General features: G+C 57.3%; 15 protein-coding genes. 10 read left to right on the top strand and 5 right to left on the bottom strand.

Annotated features, from left to right (window positions below; all coding sequences use genetic code 11):
- Positions 1-92: 92 nt before the first annotated feature.
- Complete coding sequence (locus tag ACEPPP_RS16450) at positions 93-731, bottom strand: hypothetical protein (RefSeq protein ID WP_374088447.1); 639 nt, start codon at positions 729-731, stop codon at positions 93-95.
- Between the two features lie 511 nt (positions 732-1,242).
- Between ACEPPP_RS16450 and ACEPPP_RS16445 the strand changes: the two genes are divergently transcribed.
- The 10 genes from ACEPPP_RS16445 (at position 1,243) to ACEPPP_RS16400 (ending at position 16,489) form a co-directional block, all read left to right on the top strand.
- Positions 1,243-2,715: an MBL fold metallo-hydrolase gene (locus ACEPPP_RS16445; RefSeq protein ID WP_374088446.1), complete on the top strand. Its 1,473-nt coding sequence runs from the start codon at positions 1,243-1,245 to the stop codon at positions 2,713-2,715.
- 513 nt (positions 2,716-3,228) lie between these two features.
- A complete protein-coding gene (locus ACEPPP_RS16440; protein ID WP_374087657.1) occupies positions 3,229-4,194 on the top strand; it encodes an IS110 family transposase in 966 nt (321 codons plus the stop codon).
- Between the two features lie 231 nt (positions 4,195-4,425).
- Positions 4,426-5,070: a CerR family C-terminal domain-containing protein gene (locus ACEPPP_RS16435; protein ID WP_374088445.1), complete on the top strand. Its 645-nt coding sequence runs from the start codon at positions 4,426-4,428 to the stop codon at positions 5,068-5,070.
- 9 nt (positions 5,071-5,079) lie between these two features.
- Positions 5,080-6,351 carry an MdtA/MuxA family multidrug efflux RND transporter periplasmic adaptor subunit gene (locus tag ACEPPP_RS16430; protein WP_374088444.1) on the top strand — a complete coding sequence of 424 codons (1,272 nt, stop codon included), beginning with the start codon at positions 5,080-5,082 and terminating at the stop codon, positions 6,349-6,351.
- Between the two features lie 2 nt (positions 6,352-6,353).
- Positions 6,354-9,488, top strand: coding sequence for an MdtB/MuxB family multidrug efflux RND transporter permease subunit (locus tag ACEPPP_RS16425; protein WP_374088443.1), 3,135 nt, complete (start codon positions 6,354-6,356; stop codon positions 9,486-9,488).
- Positions 9,488-12,613, top strand: a complete 3,126-nt coding sequence (locus ACEPPP_RS16420; RefSeq protein WP_374088442.1) for a multidrug efflux RND transporter permease subunit — start codon at positions 9,488-9,490, stop codon at positions 12,611-12,613. Before ACEPPP_RS16425 ends, ACEPPP_RS16420 begins: the two co-directional genes overlap by 1 nt.
- A gap of 17 nt (positions 12,614-12,630) precedes the next feature.
- Positions 12,631-14,130: an efflux transporter outer membrane subunit gene (locus tag ACEPPP_RS16415; RefSeq protein ID WP_374088441.1), complete on the top strand. Its 1,500-nt coding sequence runs from the start codon at positions 12,631-12,633 to the stop codon at positions 14,128-14,130.
- 377 nt (positions 14,131-14,507) lie between these two features.
- Complete coding sequence (locus tag ACEPPP_RS16410; RefSeq protein ID WP_374088440.1) at positions 14,508-15,620, top strand: Fic family protein; 1,113 nt, start codon at positions 14,508-14,510, stop codon at positions 15,618-15,620.
- A 93-nt stretch (positions 15,621-15,713) separates the two neighbouring features.
- Positions 15,714-15,995 (top strand): DUF1778 domain-containing protein, encoded by a 282-nt coding sequence (locus tag ACEPPP_RS16405; RefSeq protein WP_374088439.1) that lies wholly within the window; start codon positions 15,714-15,716, stop codon positions 15,993-15,995.
- Positions 15,995-16,489: a GNAT family N-acetyltransferase gene (locus ACEPPP_RS16400; RefSeq protein ID WP_374088438.1), complete on the top strand. Its 495-nt coding sequence runs from the start codon at positions 15,995-15,997 to the stop codon at positions 16,487-16,489. The genes ACEPPP_RS16405 and ACEPPP_RS16400 overlap by 1 nt, the downstream gene beginning before the upstream one ends.
- 212 nt (positions 16,490-16,701) lie before the next feature.
- On the opposite strand, the gene ACEPPP_RS16395 is transcribed toward ACEPPP_RS16400, so the two are convergent.
- From ACEPPP_RS16395 to ACEPPP_RS16380, 4 genes are read right to left on the bottom strand one after another with little or no spacing between them, the layout of a single operon-like run.
- Positions 16,702-17,013, bottom strand: a complete 312-nt coding sequence (locus tag ACEPPP_RS16395; RefSeq protein ID WP_374088437.1) for a YkgJ family cysteine cluster protein — start codon at positions 17,011-17,013, stop codon at positions 16,702-16,704.
- Positions 17,014-17,061: 48 nt separating this feature from the next.
- The gene (locus ACEPPP_RS16390) at positions 17,062-18,090 is read right to left on the bottom strand and encodes a hypothetical protein (protein ID WP_374088436.1); all 1,029 of its coding nucleotides are present in this window, start codon (positions 18,088-18,090) and stop codon (positions 17,062-17,064) included.
- A gap of 10 nt (positions 18,091-18,100) precedes the next feature.
- Entirely contained in the window at positions 18,101-18,664 is a 564-nt protein-coding gene (locus tag ACEPPP_RS16385; protein WP_374088435.1) for a hypothetical protein, read from the bottom strand.
- A gap of 22 nt (positions 18,665-18,686) precedes the next feature.
- Complete coding sequence (locus ACEPPP_RS16380) at positions 18,687-20,249, bottom strand: hypothetical protein (RefSeq protein ID WP_374088434.1); 1,563 nt, start codon at positions 20,247-20,249, stop codon at positions 18,687-18,689.
- Positions 20,250-20,575: the final 326 nt, after the last annotated feature.

Here is a 20,575-nt window from a genome sequence, read left to right as displayed (position 1 = left end):
TGGCTTTACCGCACAATTCAGTAAGTTATTTATTTTGATAATTTTTTTGACAAAATATGATTTTTTCTAATTAAATAAAAAAATGACAGTCTTTATTTATGCAACAAAACCACATACACTGTGTTTTCCCATATGATGCATAGTAGCCCAATAAAGCCACCAGCATAGAAAATCGTACATATATATAGCCAATAGGGCCTTGTCGAAGACAAGATCAGCCTGAACGACGAAAATATATCTGGTAAATTGTCCCTAGAGGAGTGTTTTAGCGAATCCATACCTTTCCACCACCTATCTATTAGTTCAGTCCTCTGCCACGAATCTGATATATCATCATCAGGGGTATATCTCACTACCGTTTCTTTGAGTGCAGTGTCTGGAAAATAGTCCTTGATCTGACGCAACTCTCTTTTGGTTGCCTCTATCAGAAGGTACAAGCTGCCTTCTTGCTCCTCGAAATCTGCATAATTCCTGAAACGCTTTATGATCTCCGGAGCCCGGAGGCTATAAATTAGATTGCCGACAGCAAAGCAAAGTGAGCAATAGAAGAATACTTTCCAACTAAAGGGAAGCGCGAGTGGAACATTGACGCCTGGCGCAATAGAGCCAAGCGAGATGTGATCGACGGAGCCAAGTAGTTTTGCTGCAATAGGAGTGAGCAACATCCATACAGACATAGATTGAACCAACTTGCTCCTGCCCACCGACGAAATCTCAAGCCATCCCCACATTGATGTTTCTCCTAGTTTTAATAAGTGATTAATAGTTTCATTAATTATCTAACTCTGGTCAATTGACTTTGTTGAACTTCACCGGGACACTAACTGTATAACTTACTGTTTCATATGATATACGGTTTCTTTTTGTCTTGATGACAGTCAGCTATGTGAGATCAATTTGCCAATCAAATTATGACTGTAAAAGACTAGTTTGGGTCGAACTCGAACATTCGATGTAAGATTCCGTCGGGACTTATTTTGGAAGCTGCCAGATCAAGTTCATATTTTTACAGATAAATTCATTTCCGTAAATCCCCTCTATTGCTGTCTCTACAGAAGCAACCGCCCAACAGCTTCTGCTGACAATTCATCAATGGTTCGCCGCTACCGGCTTAACGCATCCAGCTTCCCTGCCGGCACATAAGGCTACTCGGCAACCAGCGCCTTCTGGTACGCGTCTTGCTACAGGAGTGTTTTCACTTTCAATTTTTCCTTCGTCCTTAAATCCCCATCAGGAGATTCCATGTCCAAATCGTTACACGCAGTTGCCGCCCTGACGACGGCACTGGCCGCGGCCGGCTGCGGCACGCAGCAGGCCCAACACCTCGATCTGGCCACCGCCGCCGGCTCCGACGCGATCAAATCGATCGAATTTTCCGGCACAGGCCGCTGGTATCAATTCGGCCAGGCGCCGAATCCCGGCTTGCCGTGGCCGCCGTTCGAGGTCCAGAACTACAGCGCCGACATCGATTATCAGACCGCCAGCGCGAAGGTAGAGATCAGCCGCAAACAAATCATCGAACCCGGCCGCCAGCGTCCGGCGCCGACCCTGCAAAAGATCGATCAATACATCAGCGGCGCTACGGCCTGGAATGTGACGCCACCAGCCGCGAATGCGCCGAATCCGGCGCCGACTGTCACCGCACAACCGGCCGCCGTTGAAGAACGCGCGGCCGAAATCTGGGCTAGCCCGCAAGGCTTTTTCAAAGCGGCGCTGCAGAACCACGCCCAGCAGCAGTCCGTCAACGGCGGCACCGAGGTCGCGTTCACCACCGGCGGCAAATACCGCTATGTCGGCTTTATCAACGGCCAGCACCAACTGGAGAAAGTGCAAACCTGGATAGACAATCCGGTGCTCGGCGATACCCTGGTCGAGACCCGTTACAGCAATTACAAGGATTTCGGCGGCATCCAGTTTCCGGGCCACATCTCACGCAGCCAGGGCGGCTACCCCGTGCTGGACATCGACGTGGCCGAGGTCAAGGCCAATCCGGCCGTCAATATAGCAATCCCTCAGGAAGCTGCTACGGCGCCTGCCGTCAAGGTCGCCGTGAACAAGCTCGCGGACGGCGTGTACTATCTGACCGGAGGCACCCACCACAGCGTCGCGATCGACCAGAAAGACCACATCGTGCTGGTCGAAGCGCCGCAGAACGAAGCACGTTCGCTCGCGCTGATCGCCAAATTGCAGGAAGTGATTCCGAACAAGCCGATCAAATACCTGATCAATACCCATGCCCATTTCGACCACTCCGGCGGCCTGCGTACCTTCGTGGATGCCGGCGCGACGATCGTAACGTCACAGCCTAATCAGGCTTATTATCAAACGGTCTGGGCGGCGCCGCATACGCTAAATCCCGATCGCCTGGCGAGATCGAACAAGCCGGCCCAATTCGAAAGCTTTAACGGCAAGCACGTGCTGTCGGACGGAAAACGCAAGATCGAAATTCATGCGCTAGCCGGCAATAGCCATAACGATGCTTTCGCGGCGGTTTATCTGCCCAAGGAAAAAATCCTGATCGAGGCCGACGCCTATACCCCGACCGCGGCGAACGTACCGCCGCCGTCATCGCCGAATCCGTACTCGGTCAATCTCTTCGACAACATCCGCAACTTGAAACTGAATGTCGAACGGATCGCCGCCCTGCACGGACCGCGCATCGCCACACTGGCTAATTTGCGCGCCGCTATCGGCCTGCAAACCAGTTCGAGATAAATTGACGCCTCGGCCATCACTCTGGATGCTTAACGCTTCCGGAGTGATGGCCTTTTTTTATATTTCGCACGGTCAAGATTGACCTTGTTCCCAAGCTCCGGCTTGGGAACAAGGTCCGGGAAGCTCCAGCTTCCCGTCTCGCCAAGCAGGAGCTTGGCGAGACGGGTTCCCAACATTGACGTTGGGAACCAGAAAAAATGTAGGAGCCAAAAAAGGCGGGTTCGGCGCACGGAAAGATCTGCCGAACGCGAAAGATAAGAGCAGGCGCGCCGAACCCACCCTTGTATTATAAATCCCGTGTTATTTAAACGGGTTTAAGCTATAAAAGCACCGTGTAACACACCTGAGGGGCACCTCAGGTTTGAGTAGCTGGATGCCGTACCCAGCCTTGGAAAACCAAGTCCGTGACGTAGATCATGCAGCAGCTACTCGCCTCGATCAACGATCGGACAGTATCTTTGGCCCGGCTTGCCGGTAGCCCGCATTCACAAGGTAGATCATTTGAGGTTTTCTATGTCTTTGTTTCATCTCGGCATTGATGTTGCTAAAGCCAAGTTGGACTGCGCCTTGCGCTTGCCCAACGGCAAGTTTCGCAGCAAAGTCATTGCCAACTCCAACGCCGGCTTTGCTCAATTAACCGACTGGTTGGCGTCGTATCAAGCAACATCCGTCCATGTCTGCATGGAAGCCACTGGCATTTACTGGGAAGACGTTGCCCAGTGCCTGGCGACGGCAGGTCTCACTGTCAGTGTCGTCAATCCGGCGCAAATTAAAGCCTATGCCGCCTCCCGGCTCACCCGTAGCAAAACCGATGCGGTCGATGCCCGGCTGATCGCCGATTTCTGTGCCGAGCGTCGACCCGAATCTTGGCAGGCTCCAAGTCAGGAGGAAATCGCTTTGCGTGCTCTGGTACTGCGTCTGGAGGCGCTGCAGACCATGCGTACACAGGAAAGCAACCGTCTTGGCGTTTCCCGCGATGCCGTCCATGACGATATTCAGCAGCATCTCGATTGGCTCGACAATGCTATTAAGCAACTGATTAAAAACATTAACGAGCACATCGACAAATACCCTGATCTCAAACAAAAACGAGATTTGCTCGACAGCATCCCCGGTATCGGCGAGCGCACCAGCGCCATCATACTGGCGTTTTATGCCAACACCGACCGCTTCGCCAACGGCCGCCAAGCTGCTGCTTTTGCCGGGCTCGATCCACGCCAATACGAGTCGGGTAGTAGCGTGAGAGGCAGACCCAGGTTGTCCAAGGTCGGCCATGCCTTTCTGCGTAAAGCGCTTTATATGCCTGCGATGGTCACCCTTTACAAAACCGCGTGGGGCAAGCGTTTTAAAGAACGCCTGACCAGCACCGGAAAGCCACCTAAGCTCATCATTGGCGCCATGATGCGTAAGCTCGTTCATGTCGCATTCGGCGTCTTGAAATCAGGTAAATCGTTCAACCCTGTTCTTCATGACGCTTGACTCGAATAACAGTATCTACATTCTAGTCACTCATTTTCGCAAACTGTTGCTCAGGCAACACCCTTCCGACAGCCGCTGCTGCCCCGACAGCAGTTTTCCGAATGCAATTAGAATAAAAAACAATCAAAAACAAAAGTTTAATAGATGGCACGAAGCCTGCTTAGTCTAAAGCTGATTTGAATTTCAAATTTCAATTATCTGCCTCAAGCTTTATGACTCTATTCAATCCGCATGACTGATCTGAAAAAAAAATCGGAGCGCACGCGCAACCGACTGTTGACCGCCGCCTGCCGCATCTTTGCCGAGAAAGGCTTCCAGGAAGCGACGATCGCGGAAATCTGCGAACAGGCTCAAACCAACATCGCTTCGGTCAATTACCACTTCCGCGACAAGGAGACCCTGTATCTGGAATCCTGGCGTTTCGCTTTCACCCACGAACTGACCCGGCATCCGCCCGACGGCGGCGTCGCCGGGGATGCCGCTCCGGAACAGCGTCTGGCCGGACGGATATACTCGCTGATTCAGCGCGTCGCCGACCGCGACGGCTATTCATTCGCGATCATGCATAAGGAAATGGCCCGCCCGACACGTTTGCTGGCGGACATTCTGGAAAAGGAAATCGATCCGCAGCGCCGGCAACTGTTCGGCCTGCTGAGGGAGTGTCTGGGCCATGCCGCCGACGACCGCCATTTGCAGTATTGCCATGACAGCATCATGGGCCAGTGCTTTCAATTATTGCGCTTGAAACAAATCCAGCACGTTCGCCCCCAGCCCAGCCCCTCTGCCGATTTGAGCGACATCCAGGCCTATGCCGACCATGTCGTGCAATTTTCACTGGCCGGCATCGAAGCCATTCGCACCCACACTCACAACTAGCCGATACCTATGAACACCCTCGATGAGCCGCTGTTATCGCCGCCCGGCAGCCGCTTGCGGCGTTTACTTTTTCCCGCCACCCTGTTGACGATCGCGCTGACTGCCGCCGGCTTTTATATAGGGCACAGCACGGAGAGCAAGGCGGCCACACCCGAAAGCGGCGCCGGCAAGCCCCAGCGCGGCGGCGAAGGCGGCGTACCGGCGGTGTCGGTCGAGACGGTCACGCAAGCCGATTTCCCGGTGTATCTGAACGGTTTGGGTACGGTGACGGCCCTGCGCACGGTCACGGTCAGACCCAGGGTCGACGGCGAACTGGTGCGCGTCGTCTTCAGCGAAGGCCAGATGGTCAAGCAAGGCGATCTCTTAGCGGAAATTGATCCGCGTCCGTTTCAAGTGCAGTTGCAGCAGGCGGAAGGCCAGTTGCTGCGCGATGAAGCCTTGCTGAAAAACGCTGAACTCGATCACGCGCGTTACCAGACGCTCTTGGCCCAGGACTCGATCGCGGCCCAGCAGGTGATGGCCCAGGAAACCCAGGTCAAGCAATACCGGGGCAGCGTCGAAATGGACAAGGCCCAGGTCAACAACGCCAAATTGCAGCTCGGCTACGCCAGGTTGACCGCGCCGATCGCAGGGCGCGTGGGCCTCAGGCAAATCGATCAGGGCAATCAGGTCAGGGCCGGCGATGTGAACGGTCTGGTCGTGATCACACAGCTACAGCCGATCAACGTGGTCTTCACCCTGCCGGAAGACAAGGTGCAGCCGTTGGTCCGGCGCCTGCGTTCGAACCAGACGATTCCTGTCGAAGCCTATGACCGCGCCGGCAAGGTCCGGCTCGCCGTCGGTAAATTGCTGGCGATCGACAATCAGATCGATCCTGGCACCGGCACCCTGAAGCTGAAGGCGCAATTCGACAACAGCGAAGGCACCCTGTTCGCGAACCAGTTCGTGAATATCAAGATGCTGCTGGACACCCTGCATGATGCGGCGCAGGTATCCAGCGCCGCGGTGCAATACGACAGCCAGGGCGCTTTCGTCTATGTGGTCGGCCCGGATGCCGGCGTGCAGCAACGCCGCGTCACCTTGGGCCCGAGCGCCGCCGACAAGGTCGCGGTATTGAGCAATCTGAAAGCCGATGAAGCGGTCGTGGTGCAAGGCTTCGATCGCCTCCGCGACGGCGGCAAGGCCGACATCGCCGAAAGGGACGGCCAGGCGGTCGCCGCGCGCCAGGAGTCGTCGATCGCCCCGGAAGCCCAGCCCGGTAAACGCGAGCAACGCAGCTGACGATGAATCATTCAGGCCAGGGCTCGCCCACCTTCAACCCGTCGCGGCCCTTCATCCTGCGCCCGGTCGCGACCTCATTGCTGATGGTCGCGCTGCTACTGGTCGGCATCCTCGCCTATCGGCTATTGCCGGTCTCGGCCCTGCCGCAGGTCGATTATCCAACCATCCAGGTCGTGACCCTGTATCCCGGCGCCAGCCCGGACGTGATGACCTCGATCGTCACCGCTCCCCTGGAGCGCCAGTTCGGGCAGATGCCGGGCCTGACCCAAATGTCCTCGACCAGCTCCGGCGGCGCCTCGGTGATTACCTTGCAGTTCGCGCTCGAACTGGACCTCGACATCGCCGAGCAGACCGTGCAGGCCGCGATCAATGCGGCCGCGACCTTTCTGCCGGACGACTTACCGCAGCCGCCGATCTACAGCAAGGTCAATCCGGCCGACACGCCGATCGTGACCCTGGCGGTCAGCTCGAAGACCCTGCCCTTGTTCAAGGTCCAGGATCTGGTCGATACCCGGATCGCGCAAAAACTCTCGCAGTTGCCCGGCGTCGGCATGGTCAGCCTCAGCGGCGGCCAGCGCCCGGCCGTACGCATCCAGGCCAATCATCAGGCGCTCGCCGCCTACGGCATCAGCCTCGAAGACCTGCGCCGCGCGATCGCGGCGACCAACGTGAATCAACCGAAAGGCATGTTCAACGGCCCGCTGCGCTCGGCGATCATCGACAGCAACGATCAATTACGCTCGGCCGCCGAATACCGCGAATTGGTGGTCGCCTATAGGAATGGCGCGCCGGTGCATCTGGCCGAGGTCGCCAACGTGATCGATGATGCCGAGAATACCCGGCTGGCGGCATGGGCCAATGCGTCGTCGGCGGTGATCGTGAACATCCAGCGCCAGCCCGGCGCCAACGTGATCGAAGTCGTCGAACGCATCCAGGCCTTGCTGCCGCAATTGCAGGCAGCCTTGCCCACCAACGTCGAGGTGCTGCCGCTGACCGATCGCACGGTCACGATCCGCGCCTCGGTGCATGACGTGCAGTTCGAGCTGCTGCTCGCGATCGCGCTGGTCGTGATGGTGATCTTCCTGTTCCTGCGCAACGTGCCGGCCACGATCATTCCGGGCATCGCGGTGCCGCTGTCGTTGGTGGGCACCTTCGCTGTGATGTATCTGGCCGATTTCAGCATCAACAACCTGACCCTGATGGCGCTGACCATCGCGACCGGCTTCGTGGTCGACGACGCGATCGTCGTGATCGAGAACATCTCCCGCCATATCGAACGCGGCGAATCGCCGATGAAGGCCGCGCTGAAAGGCTCGGAGCAGATCGGCTTCACGATCATCTCGCTGACCTTTTCGCTGGTCGCGGTGCTGATACCGCTGCTGTTCATGGGCGACGTGGTCGGCCGGCTGTTTCGGGAGTTTGCGATCACCCTGGCGGTCGCGATCCTGCTGTCGGCGGTCGTGTCGCTGACCCTGACGCCGATGATGTGCGCCCGCTTGCTGCGCCAGGGCCTCGAGCACGATCAGGGCCACGGCGACGGCTGGTTCGATCGCCTGATCGCCGCTTACGGCCGCAGCCTGGCCTGGGTAATGCGGCATCAGGCCCTGACCATGACCGTATTCGCCGCGACCGTGGCATTGACCGTGGCCTTGTATGTCTTCATTCCGAAAGGCTTTTTTCCGGCGCAGGATACCGGCCTGATCCAGGGCTTTTCGGAAGCGCCGCAAAACGCCTCGTTCGCCGCGATGAGCGAATACCAGCAGGCGCTCGGCAAATTGATCGTAGAGGACCCGGCGGTCGAGAGCCTGTCGTCGTTCATTGGCGTAGACGGCATCAACACGACCCCGAACGCCGGCCGCTTCCTGATCAATCTGAAGCCCCGGGACGAACGCGGGGTCAGCGCGGCCGAGGTGATCGCCCGGCTGAAGCCGAAGCTGGCCGAAGTCAGCGATGTGAAGCTGTACCTGCAAGCGGTGCAGGATTTGACCATGGAAAACCGGGTCAGCCGCACGCAATACCAGTTCACCCTGGAAAGCCCGAACATCGACGAACTGAACCTCTGGACTCAGACATTGGCCGCGAAACTGTCCGCCCACCCCGAATTTGCCGAGGTCGCCAGCGACGTGCAGGATCAGGGCCGGCAAGTCTATGTGAACATCGACCGCAGCACCGCGAGCCGCCTCGGCATCACTCCCGCCGCGATCGACGACACCCTCTACAGCGCCTACGGGCAACGCCAGGTATCGACCATCTTCACCCAGTCGAACCAGTACCGGGTAGTGCTGGAAATCGATCCCGAGGCCCAGAAGGGCCCTGCCTCGCTGAACGATCTGCGCATCCCCTCCGGCAACGGCAGCCAGGTGCCGCTGTCGGCGATCGCCGAAATTTCCGAACGGCCGACGCCGCTGGCGATCAACCATCTCGACCAGTTTCCGGTCGCAACCCTGTCGTTCAATCTGGCGCCGGGCGCGGCGCTCGGCGATGCGGTGCGCGTGATCGATCAGGTCAAAGAGGACATCGGCCTGCCGCTCGGCATCCGCACCCGTTACCAGGGTGCGGCACAGGCGTTCAACGCCTCGCTCGGCAATACCCTGTGGCTGATCCTGGCCGCCATCGTGACCGTCTACATCGTGCTCGGCGTCTTGTACGAGAGCTACATCCATCCGTTGACGATCCTGTCGACATTGCCTTCCGCCGGCGTCGGCGCCCTGCTGGCCTTGATCCTGTCCGGCGGCGACCTCGGCATCATCGGGATCATCGGCATCATTCTGCTGATCGGCATCGTCAAGAAAAACGCGATCATGATGATCGACTTCGCGCTGGAGGCGGAGCGGAAGCACAAGATGCCGCCCGGCGAGGCGATTTTCCAGGCCTGCCTGCTGCGCTTCCGGCCGATCCTGATGACCACCTTGGCGGCGCTGCTCGGCGCGTTGCCGTTGATGCTGGGCAGCGGCGTGGGTTCGGAATTGCGCCATCCGCTCGGCATTACGATGGTCGGCGGCCTGCTGGTCAGCCAGTTGTTGACCCTGTACACCACGCCGGTGATCTATTTGTGGATGGACACGCTCGCCCGGCGGGTGAATGCCGTCTTGCGTCCGAATCCGGTCGAAGCGATTGAGAACGACGGGGGTCTGTGATGAATTTTTCGGCCCTCTTCATTCGCCGTCCGGTCGCGACCACGCTGTTGACCCTCGCGGTCGCGCTGGCCGGTGTGTTGGCGTTTCTGAATCTGCCGGTCGCGTCCTTGCCGGAAGTCGATTTCCCTACGATCAGCGTCAGCGCCGAAATACCCGGCGCCAGCGCCGAAACGATGGCCGCAACGGTCGCGACACCGCTGGAGCGGGCGCTCGGACGGATCGCCGGCATCACCGAGATGACCTCCGAAAGCGGCATGGGCAGCACCCAGATCACCCTGCAATTCGACCTGAGCCGCGACATCAACGGCGCGGCCCGCGACGTGCAGGCCGCGATCAATGCGGCGGGCAACCTGTTGCCGAGCAACATGCCGAGCCTCCCGAGCTATCGCCGCGACAATCCGGCCGACTCCCCGATCATCGTCTTGACCCTGACCTCCGACACCCTGGATCTCGGCCAAATCTACGACGTGGCCGCCACGCTGCTGGCGCAAAAAATCGCGCAGACTCCGGGCGTTGGCGGCGTCGACATCCGGGGCGCATCGATGCCGGCGGTGCGCGTCGAACTGAATCCCCATGCGCTGAACCAGTACGGCATCGGCCTGGAGGATGTCCGGAATACGATAACTCAAAGCAATACGACCCGGCCGAAAGGTGAGATCGAGCACGCGGACCGACGCTGGCAGGTCCAGGCCAACGACCAGGCGCGGAAGGCGGCCGATTATGCGCCCTTGATCGTCAGTTACCGTAACGGCGCGCCGGTCACGATCGCCGATCTCGGCAAGATCGAGGATTCGGTCGAAAATCTCAGCAACACCGGCGTCAAGGACGGCAAGCCGGCGGTGCTGCTGGTGGTCAAGAAACAGCCTCAGGCCAACGTGATCGAAGCGGTCGACCGGATCAAGGCGATGGTGCCGCAGCTCAGGGCGTCGATTCCGGGCGCGATCGACCTGCAAGTCGCCTCCGACCGCTCGTTGACGATCCGGGCATCGCTCGTCGAAGTCGAGCACACGATGCTGTTTGCGATCATCCTGGTGATTCTGGTCGTGCTGTTGTTCTTGCGCAATTTGCGCTCGACTCTGATCCCGATCATCGCGGTGCCGGTGTCGCTGCTCGGCGCCTGCTCGGTGATGTATCTATGCGATTACAGTCTGAATAACCTGTCGCTGATGGCGCTGACGATAGCGACCGGCTTCGTGGTCGACGATGCGATCGTGGTGCTAGAAAACGCCAGCCGCCACATCGAAAAAGGCATGGCGCCGTTCAAGGCGGCGCTGCTGGCCGCCAGGGAAGTCGGTTTTACCGTGCTGGCGATGAATGTCGCGCTGATTGCGGTATTCATTCCTATATTGCTGATGGGCGGCTTGGTCGGAAGGTTATTCAGGGAGTTCGCGGTGACCTTGTCGGCCGCGGTGCTGGTCTCCCTGCTGGTGTCGTTGACCGTGACGCCGATGCTGTGCGCCCGCTGGCTCGGCAAGGAAAGCCCGAGGCACGGCCGCATCTATCGGGGCATCGAACGCGCCTTCGTCGGCCTTCAGCGTTTTTACGGCCTCAGCTTGAGTTGGGCCCTGCGTCATCGCCGGGTGATGCTGGCGGTCTTCGTCGCCATCCTGGGGCTGAACGTGTATTTGTACAAGATTATCGACAAAGGCTTTTTTCCGACTCAGGACGGCGGCAGGCTGATGGGCGTCGTGCAGGCCGATCAAAGTGTTTCGTTCTGGGCCATGCAGGACAAGTTTTTCGAGTTTGCGAAACGGGTACGGGCTGATCCCGCGGTCACCAACATCAACGGTTTTTTCAGCAGCCAGCGCAGCCTGAATAACGCGATCGTGTTCATCGACCTGAAGGATCATGACCAGCGCGATTCGATCGACAGCATCATGCGCCGCTTCCGAACCCAATTCAACCGGATTCCGGGCGCCACCTTGCAGGTTTTTCCGGCGCAGGAATTGCGCATCGGCGGGCGTTCATCCCCGTCGCTGTTCCAGTTCAGTTTGCAGTCCGACGATCTGGATTTATTGCGCGAGTGGACGCCGAAAGTGCAGAGCGCCCTGTCCGAATTGCCCGAGCTGAACGATGTCAGCAGCAACCAGCAGGAAAAGGGCGAGCAGATCGGGCTGGTGGTCGACCGCGAACTGGCGGCCCGATACGGGGTCGATCCGGCACTGATCGACGCCAGCCTGAACGACGCTTTCGGCCAGCGCCAGGTATCGGTGATCTACGAGCCGCTGAATCAGTACCGGGTGGTGATGGAGTTGGCGCCGGAATACTGGCAGAGCCCGGAGGCGCTCAAGCACCTGTATGTCAGCGTGCCGGGTCAAACACCGGCGAACGGCGAGGCCGTCCGGCCCCGGCAGGTGCCGGTATCGAGCCTCGCCCATTTCGCGCCGAGCAACACGCCGTTGACGGTCAGCCATCAGGGCCAGTTTGCCGCGACCACCTTGTCCTTCAACCTGCAACCCGGCGTCTCGCTGTCCGCCGCGACGCAGGCGGTCAACCAGGCGATGCGCAAAATCGGGGTGCCCGATGCGATTCAGGGCAGTTTTCAGGGCGCGGCCAAAGCCTTTCAGCAATCGCTGAACAACCAACCCTGGCTGATCCTGGCGGCCCTGTTGAGCATCTATCTGGTGCTCGGCGTGCTGTACGAAAGCCTGATGCATCCCTTGACGATCCTGTCCACCCTGCCCTCGGCCGGCGTCGGCGCGCTCCTGACCCTGATGGCCAGCGGCACCGAATTCAGCATCATCGCGCTGGTCGGGGTGATTCTCTTAATTGGCATCGTGATGAAGAACGCGATCATGATGATCGATTTTGCGTTGCTGGCCGAGCGCGAACACCATCTGGATTCCCGCGCCGCGATTTTCGAGGCCTGCATGCTGCGTTTCAGGCCGATCATGATGACCTCGATGGCCGCGCTGTTCGGTGCGCTGCCGTTGGCGCTGGGCAGCGGCTACGGCGCCGAGCTGCGTCAGCCGCTCGGCATCACGATTATCGGCGGCCTGATCTTCAGCCAGTTGCTGACCCTCTACACCACGCCGGTGGTCTATCTGTATCTCGACCGCCTCCGCTGCGGCTTCCTCGCCCGATTTATTAACCGTCCCGCCGAGAAAGCGGGAGAACCCGCTTGAGTTTGACTGAGATTTGCATGAATTTGCGCATTAGCTCCTTGATGATTTTACCCCTGATCAGCCTCCCGCTTGCCGGCTGCATGGTGGGTCCCGACCATGTCCGCCCGGAGGCGGCCGTTACCGACGCGTTCAAGGAGGCGAAGGGCTGGAAGCCCGCGCAGCCGCGCGATACCGCGCTGCCGCAAAAATGGTGGCAGATTTTCAACGATCCGAAGTTAAATGAACTGGTCGAACAGGTGGCCGGCGCCAATCAGTCGGTGGCTCAGGCCGAGGCGCAATACCGCCAAGCCCAGCATCTGGTGCAATCGTCGCAATCGTCCCTGCTGCCGGTCGCGACCTTGACCGGACAAGTCAGCCGCTTCCAGGCCGCCTCGGGCCAAAGTATCGCGGTGCCCGGGATCAGAAACCTGTTCGGCCTCGGCGCCGGCGCAGTCTGGGAGCCCGACCTGTGGGGCAGGATTCGCCGCCAGGTGGAGGCCAACACCGGCAGCGCCCAAGCCAGCGCCGCGGCCCTGCATGGGCTGATCCTGTCCAGCCAGGCCACACTGGCGCAGAACTACTTCCAGCTCAAGACGCTGGACGCGCAGAAAGCCCTGTTCGACGAAACCGTGGCCGCTTTCGCAAAGACGCTCGAAATCACCAAAAACCGCTATGCGGTCGGCGTTGCCGGCAAGACCGATGTGGTGCAGGCCGAGGCGCAGCTCGAATCGGCCCGCGCCCAGGCCGTCAATCTCGGCGTGCAGCGGGCCAGGCTCGAACACGCGATCGCGGTGCTGATCGGCAAGACGCCGGCAGAGTTATCGCTGCCGGCATCGCCGTTACAGGTCCAGCCGCCTTCGATTCCGGTCAGCTTGCCGTCCGAACTGCTCGAACGCCGCCCCGACATCGCGGCCGCCGAACGTCAGGTCGCCGCCGCGAATGCCAAGATCGGCGTCGCCAAGGCCGCCTATTTCCCGACCTTGAATCTGGCCGTCAGCGGCGGCTTTCAATCCGGCGACACCGACACGCTGCTCACGATGGCGCGCCGCTACTGGGCGTTGGGACCGGCCGGCGCGGCGCTGACCATTTTCGACGGCGGCGTCAAGAACGCCCAGTACCAGCAGGCCATCGCCGCCCACGACGCTACCGTCGCCGGCTACCGGCAGACCGTGCTGACCGGCTTCCAGGAAGTCGAGGACAACCTGGCCGCCTTGCGGATTCTTCAGGAAGAAATCCAGGTGCAAGACAAGGCCGTTCAGGCCGCCGAACAGGCAGTGGCGCTGACGCTCAATCAGTACAAGGCCGGCACCGTCAGTTATCTGAACGTGATGACCGCGCAGACCGTCGCATTGTCCAACCAGCAAACCGCCGCGCAACTGAAGGGCGAACAATTGAACGCCTCGGTGTTGCTGGTCAAGGCCCTGGGCGGCGGCTGGAATGAGCGTTTGCTGCCGACGAAGGATGAGGCCGATGGCGACCGCGAATGGACCGATTATTTGATCTTGCCGGTGGATTTATTGGGATTCAGTCAAAAATAAGGAAAAATACTTTATTTTCACATCATTCCCACGCTCCGGCGTCACTGCCATTAAGTTAAGGGCAAAACTCCCTCTCCCACCGGGAGAGGGTCGGGGTGAGGGGAATAAAATAAGGAAAAATACTTTAATTTTATCCCCTCGGCAATAGCTCCTGCATTGCTCTACCTCCTGCATCCTTGCAGTCGTCATCCTAGCCTTCTCCTTTATGCCCTGTGGGTGCGGAGGGAGAAGGAACCGGCAATCCTTAACTTAACAGTGACGCTCCGACGTGGGAACGATGCAAGGGTTGTCTCACGATGAAGGCATGAGTTATAAAACTTCTTTCTATAACTCACAATTTTGCATATGATGAGTTATAGAAAAAGAAGGTATAACTCATGACGTGGAACTGGCAACAACCCGACTGGCCTGATTTTAGCTATGACAAATCCCGCATTCAGGAAAGCGAGAAACATCTGCTGTTGGGTGCCGGCCTCAGGTTCGGAGCCTTCAAGCACCTCGATGAAGAAGACAAGCAGCAATTAACCGTCGAGCTGATCAGCAATGAAGCGTTAAAGACTTCGGCGATCGAAGGCGAATCGCTTGACCGCGATAGCCTTCAATCCTCCATTCGCCGCCAATTCGGACTGGCGACCGACCATCGCAAAATACCCCCTGCCGAGCAAGGCATTGCGGAAGTGATGGTCGATTTATATCGGGGTTTTGAGATTCCCCTGTCCCATACCCTGCTGTTCGATTGGCATCGAATGCTGACCCAAGGCCGCCGTGATTTAACCGACATCGGCCGCTACCGGACTCACCCTGAGCCAATGCAAATCGTATCCGGCGCCGTCTATGCCCCGAAAGTGCATTTCGAAGCCCCGCCATCGCAGCAAGTGATGGCGGAGATGGAACGATTCATCACCTGGTTTAACGACACGGCGCCGAGCGGAAACCGGCCGTTGCAGGCTTTATTGCGCGCCGGCATTGCCCACCTCTATTTTGTCAGCATCCACCCCTTCGAAGACGGCAATGGCCGGATTGCGCGGGCGCTTGCCGAAAAAGCACTGGCCCAATGCCTGGGGCAACCGACGCTCATCGCGATAGCCGCCACCATCGAACGTAACAAAAAAGCCTATTACGAGGCCCTTGAACATGCGAACCGGCGCAACGAAATCACCGGCTGGCTGATCTATTTCGCTGACTTGGTTGTCACCGCCCAAGCCTATACCCAAACCTGGATCGAGTTTCTGATCAAAAAAGCCAAACTGCATGATCGCTTACGCGGCCAATTGAACCCGCGTCAGGAGAAGGCGCTGTCCAGGATGTTCCGTGAAGGACCGGAAGGTTTTACGGGCGGGCTCAGCGCCGAAAAATACATCAGCCTGACCGGCGCAACCCGGGCCACCGCGACACGGGATTTACAGGACTTGGTCGGCAAGGGTGCGTTGTTACGCACGGGGGAAAGGAAGCATACTCGCTATGATCTGAATCTTGAATTTACCGTATAAATTTCAGCACGTCTGATGAGTTCGAAACAATCCTTCTTGCAATGTACTCACATCCGGCGTACAACTATGCCATAAACCCTTATGGAGTGTCTGATGGAAAATTCTACCGCCAAAGAAAGTCGCCTGAATATTCGCTGCGATGCCCGTGCGCGCGAACTGCTCGACAAAGCCGCCACTTACGCCCATGTCAGCATTTCAGAGTTTGTGTTAACCCACGCCTTGGCCGCCGCCGAGAAAATCGTGCAGGCTCATGAAAACATCACGTTACAACCGGAAGATTTTCATGCCTTTCTGGCAGCGCTCGATACACCAACAGAGCCCAATCCGGCATTGAAAAAGGCATTCAAACGCCATGCGAAGCAGGTTTCGGGGTGATGATTTTCAGTATTCGTCCGTTAGACAAAACGGTTGATACGGCTTCCTTTAATTGTGGACAACCCGTACTTGACGAATACATCCGACGCTATGCTTCACAAGATATTAAACGCAATGTTGCCAGGGTGTTTATTGCCACGCCGGAGCATGACAACGCCCAATTGGCAGGATTTTATACCTTGAGCGCAGGCAGCGTCAGCTGCGCTGATTTGCCGCCGTCATTGAGTAAAACACTGCCAAGGTATCCCGTGCCGGTCGCGCTTATAGGACGGCTCGCCGTCGACACCCGCTTTCAGAGAAAAGGTTTGGGATCCATTCTTGTAGCGGACGCCTGTCAGAAAGTAGCAAAAGCCAGTATATCGTTGGCAATGGTCGGAATCGTTGTGCATGCTAAAGACACAACGGCTGCCGGTTTTTATCGGCATTTCGGCTTCAAGCCCTTGCCGGGCGGGCCTGATTGGTTGCTGTTGCCGGCAACAGCATTTCGAGCCTAAGCGATTTACGGAAATTAGTTTAAGCGATTTGAGATTTTTGCCGTTGGCCGGTCGGAGCCGAAGTCAGCAGTAAAGGTTGGGCAACGGCTTTATCGTTGCCCAACCTTTACACATGGGTAACGATGTCAGCATCCAAATCTATAAAGGCTTGGTATTTCAAAGCATTAATAAAGTCGGGCATTAAAAGCATGCCCGACCACAGCTGATCCCAGTTATTCCGGTGATTCAGACCTTGATGCGTTTTTCTGCTGCGTTTGCAGAAGTTCGCAGACCTGAAGATTCAGCATGACGAACTCATCCCAGGTGTACTGTCGGGCATAGTGAAGCGCATATTGCCTATCTACTCGGCAGATGTCAGGGCGTTCGGAGTAAATGCTGCAACCCTTGCTGACGGCGGCATAGTGCCGACAGGTGCCATCACCGCGATCAAGGAAACGAGTTTCCTCGGCCAAATGAACATGCTGGCAGCACAGGCCGCATTGTGTACAGGGAAAGGTCACGGCTGATTGGGCGTGGCAGGGCATAGTAGTGACGGGCGAAGGCGGCCCGCACGAAAGTGCGGGCCTGGCTTTTCAGGATGCAGAGGCGTCCAGAGCAGGCTTCTGGCCGTTCGTCACGGCCGCGATGTCTTGTATGCGTTTCTCGGTAGACAGAACCAGGTTACCATCCTGATCGAGGATCGGGGTGTCGATCATGGCCTTGAGCAGTTGGGCGAATTTGACCGAACTGAGTACGGTCTGTTTGTCCTCATCAGAAAACGTCCGAAAGTTTTCACCACGGTTTTCGATCGCCGCTTTCATGTCATGCACTGCATGACGCAAGTGAGCGGTGATATAGGAGAAGGTGCTGTTTGCTAGCGAAGTGACCTGCTCAATGGCCTGAAGCTTGCCAGCCATCAGTTCCGACTGATCGCGAATAGTTTTGGCCTGCTCCAGATTACTGCGCGCATTGTTCAGTGCTTCCTCACCCTTGTTGCCCAGGATATGGCCGAAAATGGCCAGGGCAGGGCCGGCAACGATACCGCCCAACACCATCATGCCGCCGGCCATGCCGTAGCCGCCGGCAGCCAGGGAGCCTCCGCCCAGCCAAGCCAGTGTCGCGTTGGTGGCCGCGACGCCGCCGAGCGAGGAAATGGCGGTACCCGTGCTGGCGGTTGCCAGCAGCATGGTGCCATTGTAGGCACCGAAGGCCAGTGCAGCCCCGCTACCCATGCCGGCTCCCAAGCCAAGTCCGGCATCCTTGAGTGCCTGATAATCCTGACGCAGGCCATTCAAAGTGGTTGTAGAGAAGTCGCCTGCGTTGAGTTTTTCCAGCTCTGGAGTATTCGTCACTTCGACATTCTTCAGGCGACCGAAGGTGTCGATGAAGTCCGCCACGACGCCATTGAAGGCGCGCAGCTTGCGTTGTCCGTAGTCTTCCAGCGTCTTGTTGGTGGACTGGCGGTGCTGTTCGACCTTGCGGTTGGCGGCATTGACCATGCTCTCAGCATCATTGTTCATGTCTTTCGCGTTGCTGTGGTCGATTGCACCGCTGACGCCTTTGGTAACACCGTAGAGTCCGGCTGCGGCTGCGGCTGCGGCGATAAGGATTGGAATGGGCATGTGTTTTCTCCTATTCTAGAACGATGGAAATGGTTTTGCTGATTTCGTTGTTTAGTGCTTCGGCGCGTTCCAACAGATCGTCGAAGATGAAGTCTTCCAGCTGGCAGTGAAGTTGCACTTCTTTGAGCAGAGCCTGTTCAATGTTGGAAATGTTGCCGTCGCGCAGGGCTGCCAGAATCAGCTCGAAAAGTATGATTCTGGCGGTGGATGGAAAGTTAAAACTCTTTCCTTCGAGATGCTTTTTCAAGACAGTTGTGGCAGCATGCAGTCGGCTTTCTGCTTGCTCGATCTTGCTGATGGGGAGCTTTTTCAGCTCTTCTATCAACTGCCGTTCAACTCGTTCTGATTTTCTGGCCGACCAGAACGAGCTGAACCCGGCAGAGCGTTCGAAGTCGGCGATCAGTTCGTCTTCCTGTTCGTCTTTCTGAATGCTGATGTCAGTGAGGTCGGAATTGGACGTTAGTTCATCGGAGGGTTTCCCTCCCCAGAGTAATGGATTGTCAGAAAGTGTCAGCAGTTTGGTCAAGTCCAGCAGCAGCTCTTTTTCGGATTCCGGCAGTAATTTGATGAGCATGGTCAGGTTTCTCGCTTTCTGATTACAGGGCCAAGGGTTGGTCGGAGTCCATGAAATCTTCAAACTCCGACATGGATTGGAATTGCAGTTTTTTTCCCAGCAGGGTGGCGTATTCGTTGATGGCGGCGGCCAGATCGTCAACATGGCTGGCACCATTCGACACGACGGCAAACAGACATTCGGTTTCCTGGCGTAACTGCGGAATTTCACGGCGGGTGAAGGCATCCAAGGCTGCCTGCTCTGCGGCAATACGGTCACGGGCGGCAGCTTCGATGGCTCTGATGCGCTCCAGTTGCTGGCGGGAAAGTTCCACGCCACGCGCAGCATCCAATGCGCTTTGATAAAAGAAAGAAGAAAGGGTGTAGCCGATCATCCCGCCAATGGCAGCGCCGACGAAGGGAACGGGAATCGCCAGTTGCCCCAGTGCGGCCATCATGCTGCTGGACAGCATACCGGCACCTTTTTCTCCTACTTCGCTCAGAAGTTGCGCTTCGCTGATTTCCCCGGTGACGTAGCGTTTGACGGAATTGCCTAGCGACAGACAGATATTGACGGCCAGTGCCGGGGCATTGGTGCCGGCCAATACGCGCAGGGTCTGATTGCTCGACTGTTGCAGGCCACTCTTGATCGTCGAACCGACAAAGGCGGTGCCATAACCGAGTGCGCCAGCCTTGGCAATATCCGTCGTGACATCCAAAGCCGCTTCACTGAACTGTTTCTTCTCCTGGGCCACGCTGAACGCATTGGTCAGTAGGGAGATGGCGCCGCCGATAACCGCGCCATATTTCGCGCCTTCGACTCCGGCGCGATGACTGGTACGGGCGATGTCCAGCGCAGTGGCCATCTTGGGATGCTCGCGATAGAAGATTGCGTCTTCAGTGGTTAGGCCGGAGTCGAAAACATTTTCGGCAAGTTGGTCATAATTGTCGGCATTCCTACGTAACCGCTCGACTACTTCGGGTGGTGCATCTTTCCCAGCTGCCATTTCAGCCTGATCCCGCAGTTCCTGTGCTTTCTTTCGGCAATATTCGGCGGCGTCTCCGTACTGTTCTGACGGAAGTTCCAGCTTGATGCCGCGATAGCGGGCAAATTCGCCGTCGCCATTTTGAGTATCTTCTGCGATTTTCTTGAAAAGAGCATTGCGGTCGCCGACAAACTTCATCTGGCTTTGCGAGCCTTCGATGATATTTCCATCAAGAATTTGTACGCGATCTACAATATTGTGATTTTTTCCGTACTGCGGGAGATCATCACTGCGCGTTGTTCGGATTTTGGAGCCGTTGATGATGGCTTCGGAATTGTCACGGCTAGTGGTAGCGACTTCGGCCGAAAAGCCAGCCTGCTGCTTGATGTTTCGTTCGGCATAGTCCGGGTGAACCTTGCCTTCGGAGATGTCCTTCAGACCTTTGGCAAAACGCTGTCCGGTTTCGTTGTCGATGCCCGTATAGCCTTTTATGTATTCCGCATTGGCGTTGCCGTAGCGCGCAACGGTTTCACTAGTGGACAGTGCAACCGTGATGCGCTCCTTATCTCTGATGATTTCATCGTCTTGTTCGGGAGTGTTTTTTTCACATGCGTTACTCATTGCGAATCCTTTGGTTGGGGTAAGCCGCATAGGGTACGCACCGCGTACCATTTTCAAAGCTTTCCGATGAGCCAAGCCTTCAAAAGGTACGCGGTGCGTACATTGCTTATTGAGACATCGCTCTCTCCATAAAAAAAGCCTAGCGTTAAGTATAGACATCTATCCGGGTGTATATGAAATTTCCGTTATCTGTGCATAACGACACTTTAGCAACCAACCAAACTAGCCAAGGGGCGCATTGCGCCCCTTTTTTGATGCCAAATCACAACAAAAACTTTGGCAACCGAATAGATATTTAGCTTTCGGATTTATTGAATGGTGCGCGG

It is taken from the genome of Methylomicrobium lacus (assembly GCF_041897535.1).
Lineage (GTDB): Bacteria > Pseudomonadota > Gammaproteobacteria > Methylococcales > Methylomonadaceae > Methylomicrobium > Methylomicrobium lacus_A.
Note: the sequence above shows the minus strand (reverse complement) of the source record. Positions and strands in the feature narration are given on the sequence as shown.